At 32.0% G+C, this 18,572-nt stretch carries 13 protein-coding genes and 1 other RNA gene; all 14 read right to left on the bottom strand.

The window, feature by feature from the left end; translation table 11 throughout:
• Nucleotides 1–74: 74 nt before the first annotated feature.
• Complete coding sequence (locus J3R86_RS06625; protein WP_207516618.1) at nt 75–848, bottom strand: tRNA threonylcarbamoyladenosine dehydratase; 774 nt, start codon at nt 846–848, stop codon at nt 75–77.
• Between the two features lie 555 nt (nt 849–1,403).
• Nucleotides 1,404–1,593: non-coding RNA, 6S RNA (ssrS, locus tag J3R86_RS06630), on the bottom strand.
• Nucleotides 1,594–1,676: 83 nt separating this feature from the next.
• Entirely contained in the window at nt 1,677–3,443 is a 1,767-nt protein-coding gene (gene aspS, locus J3R86_RS06635; RefSeq protein ID WP_207516619.1) for an aspartate--tRNA ligase, read from the bottom strand.
• A gap of 15 nt (nt 3,444–3,458) precedes the next feature.
• On the bottom strand, nt 3,459–4,721 hold the full coding sequence (gene hisS, locus J3R86_RS06640) for a histidine--tRNA ligase (RefSeq protein ID WP_207516620.1): 1,263 nt from the start codon (nt 4,719–4,721) through the stop codon (nt 3,459–3,461).
• 514 nt (nt 4,722–5,235) lie between these two features.
• Nucleotides 5,236–6,111, bottom strand: coding sequence for an N-acetylmuramoyl-L-alanine amidase family protein (locus tag J3R86_RS06645; RefSeq protein WP_207516621.1), 876 nt, complete (start codon nt 6,109–6,111; stop codon nt 5,236–5,238).
• A complete protein-coding gene (dtd, locus tag J3R86_RS06650) occupies nt 6,108–6,560 on the bottom strand; it encodes a D-aminoacyl-tRNA deacylase (RefSeq protein WP_207516622.1) in 453 nt (150 codons plus the stop codon). The genes J3R86_RS06645 and dtd overlap by 4 nt, the downstream gene beginning before the upstream one ends.
• A 12-nt stretch (nt 6,561–6,572) precedes the next feature.
• Nucleotides 6,573–8,762 (bottom strand): RelA/SpoT family protein, encoded by a 2,190-nt coding sequence (locus tag J3R86_RS06655; RefSeq protein ID WP_207516623.1) that lies wholly within the window; start codon nt 8,760–8,762, stop codon nt 6,573–6,575.
• Nucleotides 8,763–9,120: 358 nt separating this feature from the next.
• The gene (locus J3R86_RS06660; protein ID WP_002462056.1) at nt 9,121–9,639 is read right to left on the bottom strand and encodes an adenine phosphoribosyltransferase; all 519 of its coding nucleotides are present in this window, start codon (nt 9,637–9,639) and stop codon (nt 9,121–9,123) included.
• A 22-nt stretch (nt 9,640–9,661) separates the two neighbouring features.
• Nucleotides 9,662–11,935: a single-stranded-DNA-specific exonuclease RecJ gene (gene recJ / locus J3R86_RS06665; protein ID WP_207516624.1), complete on the bottom strand. Its 2,274-nt coding sequence runs from the start codon at nt 11,933–11,935 to the stop codon at nt 9,662–9,664.
• A gap of 584 nt (nt 11,936–12,519) precedes the next feature.
• Nucleotides 12,520–14,799, bottom strand: a complete 2,280-nt coding sequence (gene secDF / locus J3R86_RS06670; protein ID WP_207516625.1) for a protein translocase subunit SecDF — start codon at nt 14,797–14,799, stop codon at nt 12,520–12,522.
• A 270-nt stretch (nt 14,800–15,069) separates the two neighbouring features.
• Nucleotides 15,070–15,330: a preprotein translocase subunit YajC gene (yajC, locus tag J3R86_RS06675; protein WP_002462958.1), complete on the bottom strand. Its 261-nt coding sequence runs from the start codon at nt 15,328–15,330 to the stop codon at nt 15,070–15,072.
• 17 nt (nt 15,331–15,347) lie between these two features.
• Entirely contained in the window at nt 15,348–16,487 is a 1,140-nt protein-coding gene (gene tgt / locus J3R86_RS06680) for a tRNA guanosine(34) transglycosylase Tgt (protein ID WP_002462960.1), read from the bottom strand.
• Between the two features lie 21 nt (nt 16,488–16,508).
• Complete coding sequence (gene queA / locus J3R86_RS06685; RefSeq protein WP_207516626.1) at nt 16,509–17,534, bottom strand: tRNA preQ1(34) S-adenosylmethionine ribosyltransferase-isomerase QueA; 1,026 nt, start codon at nt 17,532–17,534, stop codon at nt 16,509–16,511.
• A gap of 1 nt (nt 17,535) precedes the next feature.
• Entirely contained in the window at nt 17,536–18,540 is a 1,005-nt protein-coding gene (ruvB, locus tag J3R86_RS06690; protein WP_207516627.1) for a Holliday junction branch migration DNA helicase RuvB, read from the bottom strand.
• Nucleotides 18,541–18,572 lie beyond the last annotated feature (32 nt).

Raw genomic sequence — 18,572 nt, forward strand, 5'->3', positions numbered from 1 at the left:
GCCTTCGTTATATAAATACGTATAACGAAGGTTGATTTTTTAAATCACTATCTTGTTATTCAGTTGATCGACTGTTATTGCCCTCTATCTTTAATACGAGTTACAGGAATGTCTTTTAAAACATCATTAATAACATAACTAGCACAAATCAATCCTACTACACTTGGAACAAACGCATTTGAAGATGGTGGTATTTGACCTTTACGATTTATCGCATTTTTATCACCAACGACTTCTTTAACATCTTCTCTAATTACAATTGGACTTTCATCAGAAAAAACAACAGGAATTCCTTTTCGAATACCAGCTTTTTTCAATTTCTGACGGATAATTTTTGCCATTGGATCTGTGTGTGTCTTTGAAATATCAGCTATTTCAAATCTAGTTGGGTCTGTTTTATTAGCTGCACCCATACTTGAAATTATTTTAATGCCTCTATCCAAACATTCTTTCATTAAATGTACTTTGTACATAATCGTATCACTAGCATCAATAACATAATCAATATCATAGTTATTAAAAATGTCTTCGTATGTATCTTCAGTATAAAACATATGTAAAGATGTCACTTTACAGTCTGGATTAATTAATTTAATACGTTCTTCCATTAATGTTACTTTACTTTGACCAATTGTTGAAGTTAATGCATGTAATTGTCTGTTAACATTAGTAATATCAACATCATCTTTATCAATTAAAATTATATGACCGATATTAGTACGAGCTAATGCTTCAGCTGCAAATGATCCAACTCCACCAACACCTAATACGACAACTGTTTGTTGTTTTAATAAATCTAATCCTTGTTGACCTATAGCAAGTTCATTTCTTGAAAATTGATGTTTCATAGTTATATCTCCTTATTGCAGTTCTTATATCGTCAGTCCATAACAACTGCTTATACAATAGTTGAATCCACAACGAATTGTATTTCTTATTTCATTTATTCTTTTTTTACAAATTTTAGACTGCTACTTTTTAATAATCAAATTTTGTTTAAAATCATTTTATAACAACCATTATATATTATATTTTAACATTGATTTATAACAAACAATCAATAGTTAATATGCTTTTTCTACAAGCATACAATGAAAGTGGGACAGAAATAAAATTTCTTTGCAATTTTATTAAGTAATCCCGCCTCGACGAGACTGACTAAGTTCTTAAAACATTGATTTATCAACATTTTGAAAACCAGACAGTTACTGCACAATGTTTAATTAGTTTTCTCCCAAATTGGACTGATACATAATTATTTTTTAAACTATAAAACTTTTATTTATCAGTTCTAAAAATTAGAAACCTTAATTTTAAGTGTAAAATGCTTGTTACCCCAAGCTCCGTATTACATTTTAATAAAAATGTGCATAAAAATACGCAAGACAACGTCTTGCGCATTGATAGAGTCCGAGTTGCCGTAGTTATAGTAGCTTGATCATTCGGCCTGCTATATACAGGTGGGTGCCCTGTTTCTCGTTTTGTACGTCCTTGTAATAAGGCGTGTACGCTGCAAGAAAACCTATTGGGCTCCCTGATCAAAGAGTGTTAGGCCCAAATTAAAAAGCAAACATACGTACAACTCAGATGACTATCTTATGATGCTATCATAGCATATTTTTTTTAGTATTGAAATTTTAAAGAACTATAATTTAAAAACTTTTAACAATTAGTTTTTAGTGACGGATTCTCAATGATAATTCTTCTAATTGTTTTTCTGATACTTCACCTGGTGCATTAGTTAATAGACATGTAGCAGAAGCTGTTTTAGGGAATGCAATTGTATCTCTTAAGTTTGTTCTATTTGTTAATAACATTACTAATCGGTCTAAACCTAATGCTATACCGCCATGCGGTGGTGCTCCGTATTTGAATGCATCAAGTAAGAAACCAAATTGTTCTTGTGCTTGTTCTTTTGTAAATCCAAGAACTTCGAACATTTTTTGTTGTAATTCACCATCATGTATACGAATAGATCCACCACCAAGTTCATAACCATTTAATACAATATCATATGCATTGGCTTGAGCTTGTTCTGGTGCAGTATCTAATTTTGCGATATCTTCTTGTTTAGGAGATGTAAATGGATGGTGTGCTGCTACATAGCGTTTGCTATCTTCATCATATTCCAATAATGGCCAATCTGTTACCCACAAGAAGTTTAATTTCGTTTCATCAATTAAACCTAATTCTTTAGCTAATTTAACACGTAAGGCACCTAAACTTTGTGCAACCACACTTGGTTTGTCAGCAACGAACATCACTAAGTCACCTGCTTGTGCACCTGTTAATGACTTAAGTGTTTCAACATTATTATCTTCAAAGAATCGTGCTATTGGACCAGTTAAACCATCTTCAACAACTTTAACCCATGCTAATCCTTTTGCACCATAAATATTAACAAATTCAGTTAAAGCATCCATATCTTTTCTAGTATATTGTTCAGCAGCACCTTTAGCTACAATTGCTTTAATTTCACCACCGTTATTTACTGTATCTTTAAAGACTTTAAAGTCCATTTCATGACCTAATTGACCAACATTTATTAATTCCATATCAAAACGAGTATCTGGTTTATCTGAACCGAAACGATTCATTGCTTCCTCATATGTCATTCTTGGGAATTGGTCTTGTAAGTCTACTCCCTTAACTTCTTTGACAACTTTTTTCAACATTTCTTCACCCATAGCCATGACATCTTCTTGGTCTACAAAGCTCATTTCAATATCGACTTGTGTAAATTCAGGTTGTCTATCAGCTCGTAAGTCTTCATCTCTAAAACATTTTACGATTTGATAATATTTATCGAAGCCGCTTATCATTAATAACTGTTTAAATAATTGTGGCGATTGAGGTAAGGCGTAAAATTCACCTTCATGAACACGTGAAGGAACTAAATAGTCACGTGCACCTTCAGGTGTTGATTTCGTTAAAACTGGTGTTTCAATATCAAAGAAACCATCGTTATCTAAGTATTGACGAATTGATTTTGTGATTTGATGTCTCATTTTGAATGTTTGAGCTAATTCTTGTCGACGTAAGTCTAAATATCTATATTTTAAACGAATATTTTCATCAACATTGACATTATCTTCGTTAATTGCGAATGGAGGCGTCTCTGATTTATTTATAATTTTAATATTAGAAACTTGAACTTCCACTTGTCCAGTTTTGATTTTAGGATTTACTGTTTCTGGATCACGTTTCGTTACAACACCTTGTACTTCTACAACATATTCTGAACGCACAGTTTCAGCTATTTTTAAAGCTTCTTCTGAAAAATCAGGATTAAAAACGATTTGAACGATGCCTTCTCGATCTCTTAAATCGATAAAGATTAAACCTCCTAAATCACGACGATTGTGTACCCAACCTTTTAAAGTAATTTCTTGATTTAATAATTCTTCAGTAACTAAACCACAATAAGTTGTTCTTTTAGCCATTGTTAAACTCCCTTTCTATTTCCTAAAATATGCTGCAAGTTGATTTAACTGAACTGTTTCAGAATCACCCGTTTGCATATTTTTTACATTAATTTGATTATTTTCTAATTCTTGTTCCCCAATTACGACAGTGTATTGTGCACCTAGACGATCAGCTTGTTTCATTTGACCTTTAATTTTGCGATGTAAATAATCTTTATCGACTTTAACACCTGCATGACGAAGTTGGTTGAGTAATTTAACGGCATAACGCTCTGCTTCATCACCCATTGTGACAATAAACAAATCTAATTCTTCATCAACATCTAAATCGATACCTTCTTCGTCCAAAGCAAGTAACAAGCGTTCTATACTTAAGGCAAAACCTATACCTGTTTCACTTGGACCATCTAATAATTCTAATAAACCATTATAACGACCACCACCACATAAAGTTGTAATTGCACCATCATAATTTGGATTATCCATCATTAATTCAAATGCAGTATGTGTGTAATAATCTAATCCTCGTACAAGGTTCGGATCTTCAATATATGGTATTTCTAACTCATCTAGATAAGATTTCACTTGATCATAATATTGCTTAGAGTGTTCATTTAAATATTCAGTGATACGTGGTGCTGTTTTAACAGCTTCTTTATCACGATCGACTTTACAGTCTAAAATTCGCATAGGATTGGTATGCAAACGCGCTTGACAGTCTGAGCAAAAATCATCAATAACTGGTTCAAAATGTTTTACTAATGCTTCATTATATTCTTTACGTGAATCCATATCACCAACACTATTGATCACCAATTTCAGATGTTTCAGGCCAAATGATTGATATATATGCATGACCATAGCTAATACTTCAGCATCCACACTTGGATTTTCTGCACCAATAGCTTCGACTCCAAATTGATTAAATTGACGATAACGTCCTTTTTGTTTACGTTCATATCTAAACATAGGACCATTATAATAAAGTTTAATCGGTTGATTTGGATTACCTTGCATTTTGTGTTCAATATATGAACGAACTACAGCAGCTGTACCTTCAGGTCTGAGCGTAATACTACGGTCTCCCTTATCTTTAAATGTATACATTTCTTTTTGAACCACATCAGTTGAGTCTCCAACACCGCGTGCAAATAATTCAGTACTTTCAAAAATGGGTGTTCTAATTTCTTTATAATTATATAGCGTCATTAATTCATCTAATTTATTTTCAATGTAACGCCATTTTTTAGATTCTTCTGGTAAGATATCTTGTGTCCCTCTTGGAATCTTTATCATTAACAAACAACTCCTTTAGCAAATTTTTAGTAAACATCTTAGATTGCAAACATCATGTTATTCATATCATAAAGTTATTCAAAAATGGCTCTCTTAAATTGAACTGATACATAATTATCCAATTTTTATTTATCAGTATTAAAGAAATAGGGAACCTAAAATAAAAAAGCCCCTGCACAGCTAGTAACCTAACTGCACAAGGGACGAAGTTCCGTGTTGCCACCCTAATTGATTATTGTTTCATTACTCGCTTTAGTACTAGAGTAATAACAACATTAATCCACTCAAAACGTTTAACGTACGTTCCCCGGTTTCACTTTTAATGAAACACCTCTTCTTGTGTTCAAATAATTAACATACTCAGTATAATCTTTCAGCCTAGGATTATATTTCTACATAATTATCATTAATTCGAGAATTATTACCTATTTCTGTTAACATTTCAAGAATCATATCGGTTTTTAATATAAAATTCACTATTCATCATAACGATTTTAGCCTTAAGATGCAAGTGTTAAGCTGAAAAATATTGTTTAAGTCCATCAATAACAGCCTTTTCAACTATTTGTCTATGTAATTGATCTTTTATCATATTTTCATCTGTTGGATTACTAATGTAACCCAGCTCTAGTAACACTGCTGGAATATTAGTTTGTCTTAAAACTTGATAGTTTTGTTGTCTCGCACCACGGTTAGAGAGCAACGCCTTTTTTTGAATTGCTGCGTTTAATGTATTAGCAAGTTGCTGCTGATTATCATGGAACCAGTAGACTGTTGCCCCATTCGCATTTGGTGACTCTAAAGAGTCGTTATGTATACTAATATACGCGTCGCCTTTAACATTTCGATCATCAAGAGATACATAAGTATCGTCTTTACGCGTCATTTTAACAGTAGCACCTTCATCCTCTAAAAAAGATTTAAGTTCTTTAGCTGTCTTTAGTGTATATTCTTTTTCTAAGCTCTTATATTTAGTAGTACTTGATGCCCCCTGGTCACTACCACCATGACCAGGATCAAGTACTACTGTTTTACCTTTTAAGGCATTTTTAGTTTTTGTTGTATCTTCAGTTATATCCAAATTAGTATGCCAACCTGCAATCCAACCCTTTTCATCATTAGATGCATTGACAACTTCAATCCATTTGCCAGATTTACCTATCTTTTTAAAATGATCCCCTTTATCAACTTTATATATAACTGGATAGGCTGCATTAGGACCAGTACGTAATTCTGCATTTTCTGTAACTGTGATGTTACCATTATTTTCATCATTGCTATTTAATAATAAAAATAAAAATATAATAAATAATACAAATGCGATAACAATAATTAATGTTCTCTTATTTTTGAGACCATTGTTAGCTAACCATGTACTTATCTTTGTCATTGAATTTTGCCATCCTGACTTTCATAGATAATGGTAACGGGACCATCGTTGTTAATTTCTACATTCATATGCGTACCAAACTCACCTGTTTTAACTGGTATATCAAATGATTGTAAACAGTCATTAAAATATTCATATAATTCATTTGCTTCGGTAGGATTTTTTGAATTTGAAAATCCTGGTCGATTTCCTTTTTTAACATCAGCATATAAAGTAAATTGTGAAATAGATAAAATTTCACCTTCAATTTGTTGAATGTTGAAATTCAATTTATCTTCAGCATCTTCAAATAATCTAGCATTAGCAATTTTCTTAGCTAATACTTCAGCATCTTGTTTGGTAGAATCTTGTCCTACACCTACAAGAAGACAATAGCCTTTATTAATTTGATTATTTATTGTGTCATTTGTCACTGCAGCTGATTTAACTCTTTGGACAACTACTTTCACTATTTACACCTCCTAATTCCAAACTCTTGAAACAGTATATACATCACCAAGTTGTTTTATTTTTTCAACAACACGATAGACATCATTAACATTTTTAACCATCACACTAATATTTATAATTGCATTTTTATCAACATCAGATCGACCAGATACTTTAATTAAACTACCAGCAGTTGAATTAACAGCTTGTAATACTTCATTAAGCAATCCATTTCGATCGTATGCTGTAACTTCTAGGTCAACTTGATATTTCTGAGTTTCATCTTTTGATTTTACCCATTCAACAGCAATTAAACGATCTGTTTCATTTTTTATGTTTGGACAATCCGTACGATGTACCTTGATGCCATGACCTTTAGTGATATATCCTACAATATCATCTCCAGGGATTGGATTACAACATTTTGACAGCTTAATTAAAACGTTCTCAAGTCCTTCAACATAAACACCACTATCGGTAATAATATTATCTTTAATTGGCACTGATTTAGTGACTTCTTGAGCTTCATTTAAAGCACGTTGTTTATCTAAAATACGCTGTCTTTCAGTTAATTTATTGACAATTTGTAATGCAGTGACACCACCAAAACCTACTGCAGCATATAAATCTTCTTCATTTGCAAAATTATATTTTTCATTCACAACTTGTATGTTTTTATCTGTTAAGATGTCTTCAACTCGGAAACCTTGCTCTTTAATTTCGAATTCAACCATTGAACGTCCTTTTTCGATGTTTGAAGAACGATCTTGCTTTTTGAAGAAACTTTTAATTTTCCCTTTAGCACTAGATGATTTAACAATTTTTAGCCAGTCTCTACTTGGTCCATATGAATGCTTACTTGTGCGTATTTCAACTATATCGCCCGTTTGTAACATATAATCAATCGGTACAATTTTACCATTTACTTTGGCACCAATCATTTTATTACCAACTTCACTGTGAATTGCATATGCGAAATCTATTGGCACTGCCCCATATGGTAATTCAATGACATCACTAGCTGGTGTAAATGCATACACTTTATCGCTTTGTAAATCATATTTTAACGTTTCCATAAATTCTTGCGCATCAGAAGATGTATGATCCGCTTCGGCTAATTCTTTTAACCAATTTAATTTGTTTTGATAACTTTGATTTTTTTCATTAACTGTTTTACCTTCTTTATATGCCCAATGTGCTGCTACACCGTGTTCAGCTATTTCATGCATATCAAAGGTACGAATTTGTATTTCCAATGGGTCCCCATTAGGACCTACGACTGTTGTATGCAGTGATTGATACATATTTTGTTTCGGCATAGCAATATAATCTTTAAATCGACCCGGCATCGGTTTCCATAAAGTATGCACTAAACCTAAAACGGCATAACAATCATTAATTGAATTTACAATGACTCTAATTGCTAATAAATCAAAAATTTGATCAAATTGTTTTTTTTGTTTCATCATTTTACGATAAATACTGTAAATATGCTTTGGTCGGCCGTTAATTTCTCCCACTATTTGCATACGTTCCATTTCAGTACTTATCTTGTCTATGGCCTTTTCAATATATTCTTCACGTTCACTACGTTTCTTTTTCATTAAATTAACAATTCTAAAATACTGAACATTATCAATGTATCTTAAAGCAGTATCTTCCAATTCCCATTTAATTGTATTGATACCTAAACGATGTGCTAAAGGTGCATAAATTTCTAATGTTTCTCTTGAAATTCTAATTTGTTTATCTCTTGGCATTGCCTTTAATGTACGCATATTATGCAGTCTATCTGCTAATTTCACTAAAATAACACGTACGTCTTTGGCAATAGCAATAAATAATTTACGATGGTTTTCAGCTTGTTGTTCTTCTTTTGAGCGATATTTAACTTTTTTAAGTTTTGTTACACCATCAACAATTCGCGCTACTTCTTCATTAAACATTTCTTTAACGTCTTCAAATGTATACGGTGTATCTTCTATGACATCATGTAAAAATCCCGCCACAATAGTAGGACCATCTAATCGCATTTCCGTTAAAATACCTGCGACTTGTATAGGATGCATAATATATGGCAATCCATTTTTACGAAATTGGCCTTTATGTGCTTCGTAAGCGATATGATAACTTTTCAACACGTATTCATATTCATGTGCCGACAAATATGACTTAGCTTTATGAAGTACCTCGTCTGCGCTATATGGATATTCGTTATTCAAAATATGACACCCCATTCATCTTTATTACTTTGCCCTTAATAAACAATTACGATTATAACGTTAACTTAATTGAATCATTTTCTTAATTTGAACTACTTTAATTTTGTATTTTTAGATTTATAAAAATTAAAGTACAATAGCCACTTAAATTTTTAAATATTAGTTTTATGATACTACAAGTTAATAAATAAATAAATGGTCTAATTACGCATTAAAGCTCAATTTTCTAACACTTTGTTAATAATAGAAAAAAGATTCTATATTAAATTGTTTTCAAATAATATGAATAATACAGAAATCATCATATATCAACAATTAATTATAGAATCTTCATGTTTCTTAAAGGCTTAAGTAAAGCCTATTCATCATAAGTTATCAAACTCATGACATCATAATCTTTTATTTTTTCAATGCCATTTAAATATTTTAATTCAATTATAAATGCAATACCAACAACAATTCCACCAAGCTTTTCAACTAGCTTAATTGCTGCTTCAATAGTACCACCAGTTGCTAATAAATCATCAGTAATTAACACACGTTGTCCTGGTTTAATAGCGTCTTTATGCATGGTTAAAACATTAGTACCATACTCCAAATTATATTCATAACGTATTACTTCACGAGGTAATTTCCCTTCTTTTCTAACTGGTGCAAAGCCAATGCCCATTGAATAAGCAACTGGACAACCAATTATAAAGCCACGTGCTTCTGGGCCGACAACAAGATCTACATTTCTATCTTTGGCATATTTAACGATTTGATCTGTTGCATAACCGTATGCTTTACCATTATCCATAATTGTAGTAATATCTTTGAAGCTTACTCCGGGTTGTGGCCAATCTGGTACTTCTGATACATATTGTTTTAAATCCATTAAATTTTTCCTCCTAAATTGCTCATGACAATTGTGACTTAATCCATTCTTTTATTTGTGTAAATTCATCATATAAAAGACGTTGTTCAACTTCCATTCTATGCTGTCTTAATTGATAAATTCTACTTGAATCAATAGACCTTTTATCTGGTTGGTTATTTATCTTAATTATACCATTTTCATCTACAATAAAGTTTAAATCTAGAAATACTTTCAACATAAATTTCAAAATATTAGGTTTGACATTTAAATGTTGACATAAATGCATACCATCTTGTTGTAAATTCAATTGTTGTTTGGTGATTAATGCTTTATAACACTTTTTAAAAGTATCCATATGGGGCATACCTTCAAAATAAATTGAATGACTATGCTGTAACACTAAATATAATTGTGAAAAATTCAAATGATTTAAAGTTATTGCCAAATCTTCCATTTTCTCCGGTAAATCTTTTAAAATAACTTTATCAAAATGACCTTCAACTATTTCACCATAAAAATATTCATTATTATTAACCTTGTCACTTTTTGGATGTATCAACACAATCATATTATCTTCATTATCTGTATAAGGTACCTGTTTACGTTTGCTACGATAATCAAGAATTTGTTGTTGATTCATGGCCATGTCTTCAATAATAAGTTGTGGTGTTTGATTACCATTCCATTCATTAATTTGTATATTAGCAAGCACATTTATTGGTTGTTGATCTTGTAATTCAGAAGCTAAATGGCCATGTTGCCAATATAAAGCAGTTGTTTTATTGTCACCTAATGTTAATTTCAAATGTTTATTACCTTGACCAATCGCCTTAAACGAACCAACTATTAAGTCATCCAGTTCAAATAAAGGTTTATTAAAATCTGTACCAAAAGGTCGCAGTTTATTAATATCTTTAATATTTTTGATTGTTATATCTTGTTCATCCAGCATAACATCTACTTTTTTTACAGGATCTAAAGATGTCGTTTGCTGTAACGTTGTCATCCATTGATTTAGACCAGTAGATAGCTTGTCAATGTTATCTATAGTCATTGTCATACCTGCTGCCATATGATGGCCACCAAATTTGGCAATTAAATCGTGATGTGCATTTAAAATTTCAAACATAGAGACTTGTGCAATCGATCTTGCTGAACCCTTAGCATGATTTTGTTCTCGATCAATATTTAAAATTAGAGTCGGTAACGCATAGGTCTCTACAATTTTAGAAGCTACAATTCCTAAGACACCTTCATGCCAATTTTCTTTAGCCAATAATAAAAACAAGTTGCCATCATTAACTTGCTTTTCAGCCATTGCCATTGCTTCTTCCGTAATAGCTGCTACTATATCTTTACGTTCTCTATTAAAATGCTCAACTTGTTCTGCTAAAAATATTGCTTCTTCTTCATCCTCGGTCATTAATAGTTCACATGCAAGTGATGCATCCTCTAAACGACCTACTGCATTTAGTCTAGGTCCAATAATAAATCCTATTGTTTCTTCATTAATTTCATCATTATATCCTGCTTCATTTAATAATGCTTTGATTGCAACTGGACAATGATCATTTAATTGAGCTAAACCTTGTTTTACTAATGAACGGTTCTCGTCTGTTAATGACACTAAATCAGCTATGGTACCTATCGCTACTAAAGCTTTAAAATAATTAGGTACCTCATCTAAAAGTGCTTGAGCTAATTTATATGCGACACCCGCACCACAAAGCTGTTGGAAAGGATATTCAAAATCGGGATGCATTGGATGAACGATAGCAAAGGCTGATGGTAAAGTGTTTCCTATTTCATGGTGATCTGTAACTATAACATCTACACCTAACTTTTGAACCATTTCAATTTCGTTGTGTCCTTGTATACCATTATCTACAGTAATAATTAATGAAATACCTTCATCATGAGCATTTTTAAAGGCTAATTCATTTGGACCATAACCTTCAGAAAATCGATTAGGAATGTACCAACCAACTTGTGCTCCAAGCTGTTGTAATGTCGTAACTAATATTGTTGTAGAAGTTACGCCATCTGCATCATAATCTCCATATACAAGTATCTTTTCTTTATTTTTAATAGCAGTATTAATTCGTTCGACTGCTTTAGACATGTCGCTTAATTTGAATGGATCGTAATCAACCACACGATCATTGATAATAGCATCAATTTGACTTTCTTCAACAAGTGACTTACTTTCTAATATTTTCTTAACTATAGGCGTTAATTTATATTTAGACATGACTTGATCTGAGATATATTCAGTTGGTTGTTGTAAATGCCATTTATATTTCGATTTTATCATTGTGTTACGCCTCATTTCCAAAAGCATTATACCTAATTTTGAGATAGTTTTAAACATTAAGTTGTAATTCAAGACTTTTATTATAACAAATCTAATTAAAATATGTCATAAATAGAGCTAATATCATAAGTAGAATTTGCAAACCTCAAACCTTTTGTTAGCTCTCTTTAGAGCTTGGAACAAAAAACATTTCACACTTAAATCCAAGCATTTGGCAGTAACTGTCTGGGTTGTAAAATGCTGATATATCAAGTTTTACAAATCTAGTCAGTCTTGCCGGGGTGGGAGGGACCCGTCATAGAAAAATTTTATAACTAAAATTTTTACTTTAATGTGTAAGACGGGCAAGGTTGGGCAAGAACTAGTAAATATTGAAAAATTAACTAGTTCTAAATGTGCAAGACGGGCATATACGACATAAATTTTATATAAAATTCATGTTTGTCCCACTCCCATATCATGCCATAATTCAAACAATACTACATCTTAATTCATAACCAACGCATTACTTCATTTCAATAAATATACAAAAAATCCCGAGATTACTTTAGTTACAATAATCTCGGGATCTTTAATATAACGTCTTAAACTAATATTTTTTCATTATTTGAACGTTTTTCTTTATGCACTACTAATTTATGATTTGGTGTTTTTCTTAATTGACGTTTTTTCATAATACCCCAAAGAGGTACGGCAATAAATACTGATGAGAACACACCAGAAATCAATCCAATGAATAATGCTAATGTAAAGTTAAAGATAGTTGGTGCACCAAATAATAGAATTGCAATAACTACAACTAAGACAGTTAATACTGTATTGATTGAACGTGTCATTGTTTGTCTAATTGATTTATTTACAATATTATCAATTTGGTCTGTAGAAGTGATTACTTTGATTTTTTGTAAATTTTCACGTACACGGTCAAACGTTACAATCGTATCATTAATGGAATAACCCACAATTGTTAGTACTGCTGCAATGAAAGTTAAATCTACTTCTATTCTAAATAAACTAAAGATAGCAACTATAATGAACACATCATGCAGTAATGCTAACACTGATGATAAGCCCATGCGCCATTCAAATCTTAGTGATACATAGATAATAATACCAATAGCTGCATATAGTAACGCAAGCATAGCATTCTTAGCTAACTCTTGACCTATAATCGGAGATACCGTATTGATTTGTGGTGTATCACCAAACTCAGATTTAATCGCGTCATTCAATTTATTATCTTGAGCTCGTGATAAATTTTGTTTAAATTGAATTGTTGCAGCTTTATTACCTTTGCCGTTAATTTGAATTTGATCAGCTTTTAAGTCAGTATCTTTAATTACTTGTTCAATTTTATTTTGAGTCAATGCATCTTTAGATTCGAAATCTACTCTTGTACCACTTGAGAAGTCTATACCTAAGTTAAGTTTAAAGATATATAGGATTACTGCACCGACTATTACAATTAGGATACTTAAAGCAATTAATGGTTTAGCCAACTTAACAAAATTCCATTTTTCAAATGAAGTTTTTAAATCGTGTACTTCAACACCTTCATTAATATCATGTCTGTCTTTCTTTTTAACACCGAATAACCAGTAACTTTTCTTAAAGACATTTGATGATACTAGTAATGATAATAGGAATCTTGATAAGAATACAGCTGTTACAAATATCATTAAAATACCTAATAACAACATTGTCGCGAAACCTTTTACTGAACTTTCACCAAAGAAGAATAACACAGCTGCTGCGATAACAGTTGTTAAGTTTGAGTCAAAAATTGTTAAGAAAGAACTTTTATTGGCTTTTGAAAAGGCCTGTTTAATTGTTCGACCAATTCTAAGTTCATCTTTAATTCTTTCGTACATAATGATGTTGGCATCTACTGCCATACCTACACCAAGTACCAATGCTGCAATACCTGGTAAAGTAAGAACACCAGAAATGAAATTAAATGCTACAAGTGTTAAATAAATATATGTTGTTAAAGCTATAATAGCTACTAAACCAGGTAAACGATAGAAACCTAACATAAATAGATAGATAAGTGCTACACCAATAAATGAAGCAAAGATAGTTTTATCTAAAGCATCTTGTCCAAATTGAGCACCTACAGAATTGGAATAAATTTCTTTTAAATCTACAGGTAATGAACCTGCATTTAACAACTCAGAAATTTGCTTAGCTTTTTTAACACCTTCTTGGCCTTTAAAACCACCAGATATTTCTACACTATCTGAATTAATCGGTTGATCAACACTAGCTGCTGATATAAATTTCGGATTTTTCTTTTGTGCTTCTTTTTTATAACTATCGCCTTTTTCAAAATCTAGCCAAACTACCATGACATTGTCACGTTTTTTAGAGATTTCTTCCGTTACTTTTTTGAATTTATTTTTATCTTTTACTTTAAAAGTAACTGTCGGCTGGTTCGTCTCTTGCTTAAACTCTTGTTTAGCAGAACCTTGTTTAATATCAGAACCGTTTAATTTCACATGATCATCAGCATCTCTAATTGTTAAATTAGCTTGAGATGATAAAATTTTACGTGCTTCTTTCTGATCGGTTACCCCTGCAAGTTGAACACGAATTCTATTTGGTTCTTCAACTTGAATTTTGGGTTCAGAGACACCTAAAACATTAACACGGTTTTCTAAGGTTTGCGCTGTTGATTGTAGCGCTTTTTTATTTATCTTATCGCCATTATGTAATGGATCAACTTGATAAAGTACCTCAAATCCACCTTGTAAATCTAATCCTAGATTAACATTCTTAATTACATTTTTATAAGTGACTGCCATTCCACCGAAAAGCAAGACAACTAATAGTAAGAATGCAATGATTCTACTTACTTTTTTCACATGAACACCTCATTATTTACGTATGTATATAGAATACTTTATCTTCAATTTGTTACGCAAGTTAATTCTTTTTAACAATATTTATCAACTTATATATAGTAACATACTCAAACAATTAGTGAAATTAGTCACTACGATATTTAACTTAAATTTAATAGTTATTGTTAGTTGTAATTATTAAAATTCTTTTGTAATAGTTTGTATAAACTTTTGCAAATTAAAAAGGATGAAACGCTTACCGTTTCATCCTAATTATAAGTTGTTAGTGTATTATGAAGGATCTACTTGTTTAATAGCAGGCTTTTCAAATGTCATTTCTGTACCATGACCATTAACTGTAATAACTACAGTTGTTTCATCTACTGCTTTAACAGTTCCTTTAATACCACCAATAGTTGTTATTCTTTGTCCTGCTTCCACACGACTTATCATTTCACGATGCTCTTTAGCACGTTTTTGTTGTGGTCTGATTAAAAAGAACCACATTAATACAATTAATAAAATTGGAATAATTAATGAAGTAAATTGCATTTTTATAACTCCTCTATTTAAAAGTTTTTGGGATTTTCAACGTTTAAACCATATTGTTCGAAAAATTCTTCTTTAAAATCTAGAAGACGATCTTCACGAATGGCTTGTCTAACATCTTCCATTAATTTTAGCAGAAAATGTAAATTATGGATAGTAGTAAGGCGTATACCGAATGTTTCTTCTGCTTTAATTAAGTGACGAATGTACGCTCTAGAGTAATTTTGGCAAGTATAACAATCACAATTTTCATCTAAAGGTCTTAAATCATCAGCAAATTTCGCATTTTTAATGACTAAGCGACCATTAGAAGTCATACATGTACCATTACGTGCGATTCTTGTAGGAAGAACACAGTCAAACATATCCATTCCTCGAATACTACACTCAATTAGCGCATCCGGAGAACCTACACCCATTAAATATCTTGGTTTATCTTTAGGCATAAATTGCTCAGTATGTTCAACCATTTTATACATAACTGGTTTTGGTTCACCAACAGATAGACCACCAATTGCATATCCAGGAAAATCGAGTTCTACTAAATCTTTAGCACTTTGCTCTCTTAAATCTTCATATTCGCCACCTTGAATGATACCAAATAATGCTTGATCTTCTGGTCTTTGATGTGCTTTCAAACATCTTTCAGCCCATCTTGTAGTTCTTTCGATAGATTTTTTTACATAGTCATATTCTGCTGGCATCGGCGGACATTCGTCAAAGGCCATCATAATATCTGAACCTAAATCATTTTGAATTTGCATTGATTTCTCAGGACTTAAAAATAGTTTAGAACCGTTCGTATGATGTCTAAACTCTACCCCTTCTTCAGTAATTTTACGTAAATTACTTAAACTAAATACTTGGAAGCCACCAGAGTCAGTTAAGATAGGTCCATCCCAATTCATGAATTTATGTAATCCACCTGCATGTTTAATAATATCATTACCAGGTTGCAACCATAAATGATACGTATTACCTAAAATAATTTTAGCATTTATTTGTCTTAATTCTTCTGGACTTAGTGTTTTAACTGTTGCTTTTGTACCTACTGGCATAAACATCGGGGTTTCGAATGATCCATGTGGTGTATGTACAATACCTAATCTTGCACCAGACTGCTTACAAGTTTTAATATGTTCATATGTTACTGCAGGCATGTTTAATTCCTCACATTCTTTTTATATTATTAACATTGCATCGCCAAAGCTAAAAAATCTATATTGCTGTTCAACAGCAGTACGATAGGCATTTAAAACGTTTTGACGACTGCTAAAGGCTGATACTAGCATAACTAGCGTTGATTTTGGCAAGTGAAAATTAGTAATTTGACCGTCAATAGCTTTAAATTGGAAGCCTGGATAAATAAATATATCTGTCCAACCGCTTGTTGCAACAAAGTGATCATGATCACGACGAATTGTTTCTAATGTTCTTGTAGATGTTGTACCAACTGAAATAATACGATGATGATTAGATTTAGTCTCATTTAATAAATCAGCTGTAGCTTGCGACATTTGGTAATATTCACTATGCATTTCATGATCATCAATATTATCAACACTTACAGGTCTGAATGTGCCTAAACCAACATGTAAAGTAATAAAAGCGATATTAACACCTTTATCTCTTATTTGGGTTAACAAGTCATCAGTAAAATGTAAACCCGCTGTAGGTGCAGCAGCTGATCCACTTTCTTTTGCATAGACTGTTTGGTATCTATCTGGATCATCTAAGCGTTCTTTTATATAAGGTGGTAAAGGCATTTCACCTAGTTCATCTAAACGTTCTTGTAGAATACCATCATAATAGAGACGCATGATACGGCCACCTTGGTCCAATTCTTTAATGCATTCTGCAATAATTTTTCCTTCTCCAAATGTTAATTTATTACCAACTTTAATGCGTTTAGCAGGTTTCAAAAGTACTTCCCAATCGTTACCTTCAATTTGCGTTAACATTAGCATTTCAACTTTGGCACCAGTCTCTTTTTTTAAACCAAATAGTCTGGCAGGCATAACTCTAGTATCATTTAATACCAATGTATCTCCTGGATTAAAATAATCAATCACATCTTTAAAATGTAAATGAGTCAATTCACCTGAATGTCTATCCATTACTAATAAACGACTATGATCTCGATCTTTAAGTGGCGTTTGTGCAATTAAAGATTCTGGCAAATCATAATCAAATTCTTCAATATTCACTTTAATCTCTCTCCTCATTGTTCTTTCCAAAATGCTCATAAGCAAGCGCTGTTGCTCTACGTCCACGTGGTGTTCGCTCTAAGAAACCTTGCTGAATTAAAAAAGGTTCATAAACATCTTCAATGGTAATACGTTCTTCACCTATCGTGACAGCAATTGTATCGAGACCAACAGGACCTCCTTTATATTGATTTATGATGCATGACATCATTTTATGGTCAATATAATCTAAACCATGTTGATCCACTTGTAATAAATTTAATGCTCGTCTCGTTGTTTCTATATATATTTGATCATCTTCATTGACTTGTTGGAAATCACGCACGCGTTTTAATAATCGATTAGCGACACGCGGTGTTCCTCTTGAACGTTTAGCTAGTTCAATTGCACTATCCTCATCGATACCAGTACCTAGTACCTCAGCAGTTCGAATAATGATTTCCTTTAAGTCTGATTCATTATAATATTCTAATCTCAAATGAACACCAAAGCGATCTCTCAAAGGTCCTGTTAAACTTCCAGCTCTTGTGGTTGCACCAACTAAAGTAAAGGGTGGTAAATCAATACGAATACTGCGTGCTTCATCACCTTTACCAATAATGATATCTAAAAAGAAATCTTCCATTGCAGGATATAAAACTTCTTCAACTACACTACTTAATCGGTGAATTTCATCAATAAAAAGAACGTCACCAGGTTGCAAACCAGATAAAATTGCTGCTAAGTCTCCTGGACGTTCTAAAGATGGTCCTGACACAGTACGTATATTAACTTCCATTTCATTAGCAATAATATTCGATAACGTTGTTTTACCTAACCCAGGGGGACCAAATAACAACACATGGTCTAACGGTTCTTGACGTAATTTAGCTGCTTTAATAAATACTTCTAAATTACTTTTTATGGCATTTTGACCAATATATTGTCGCAATTTTGTAGGTCGTAATGATAATTCAAAATCTGATTCTTCATTATGCATTGATTGATCAACCATTCGTTCATCCATGTTAATATCTCCCCCATAAATTTAAAGTTATC

This window comes from Staphylococcus simiae (genome assembly GCF_017357005.1).
GTDB lineage: Bacteria > Bacillota > Bacilli > Staphylococcales > Staphylococcaceae > Staphylococcus > Staphylococcus simiae_A.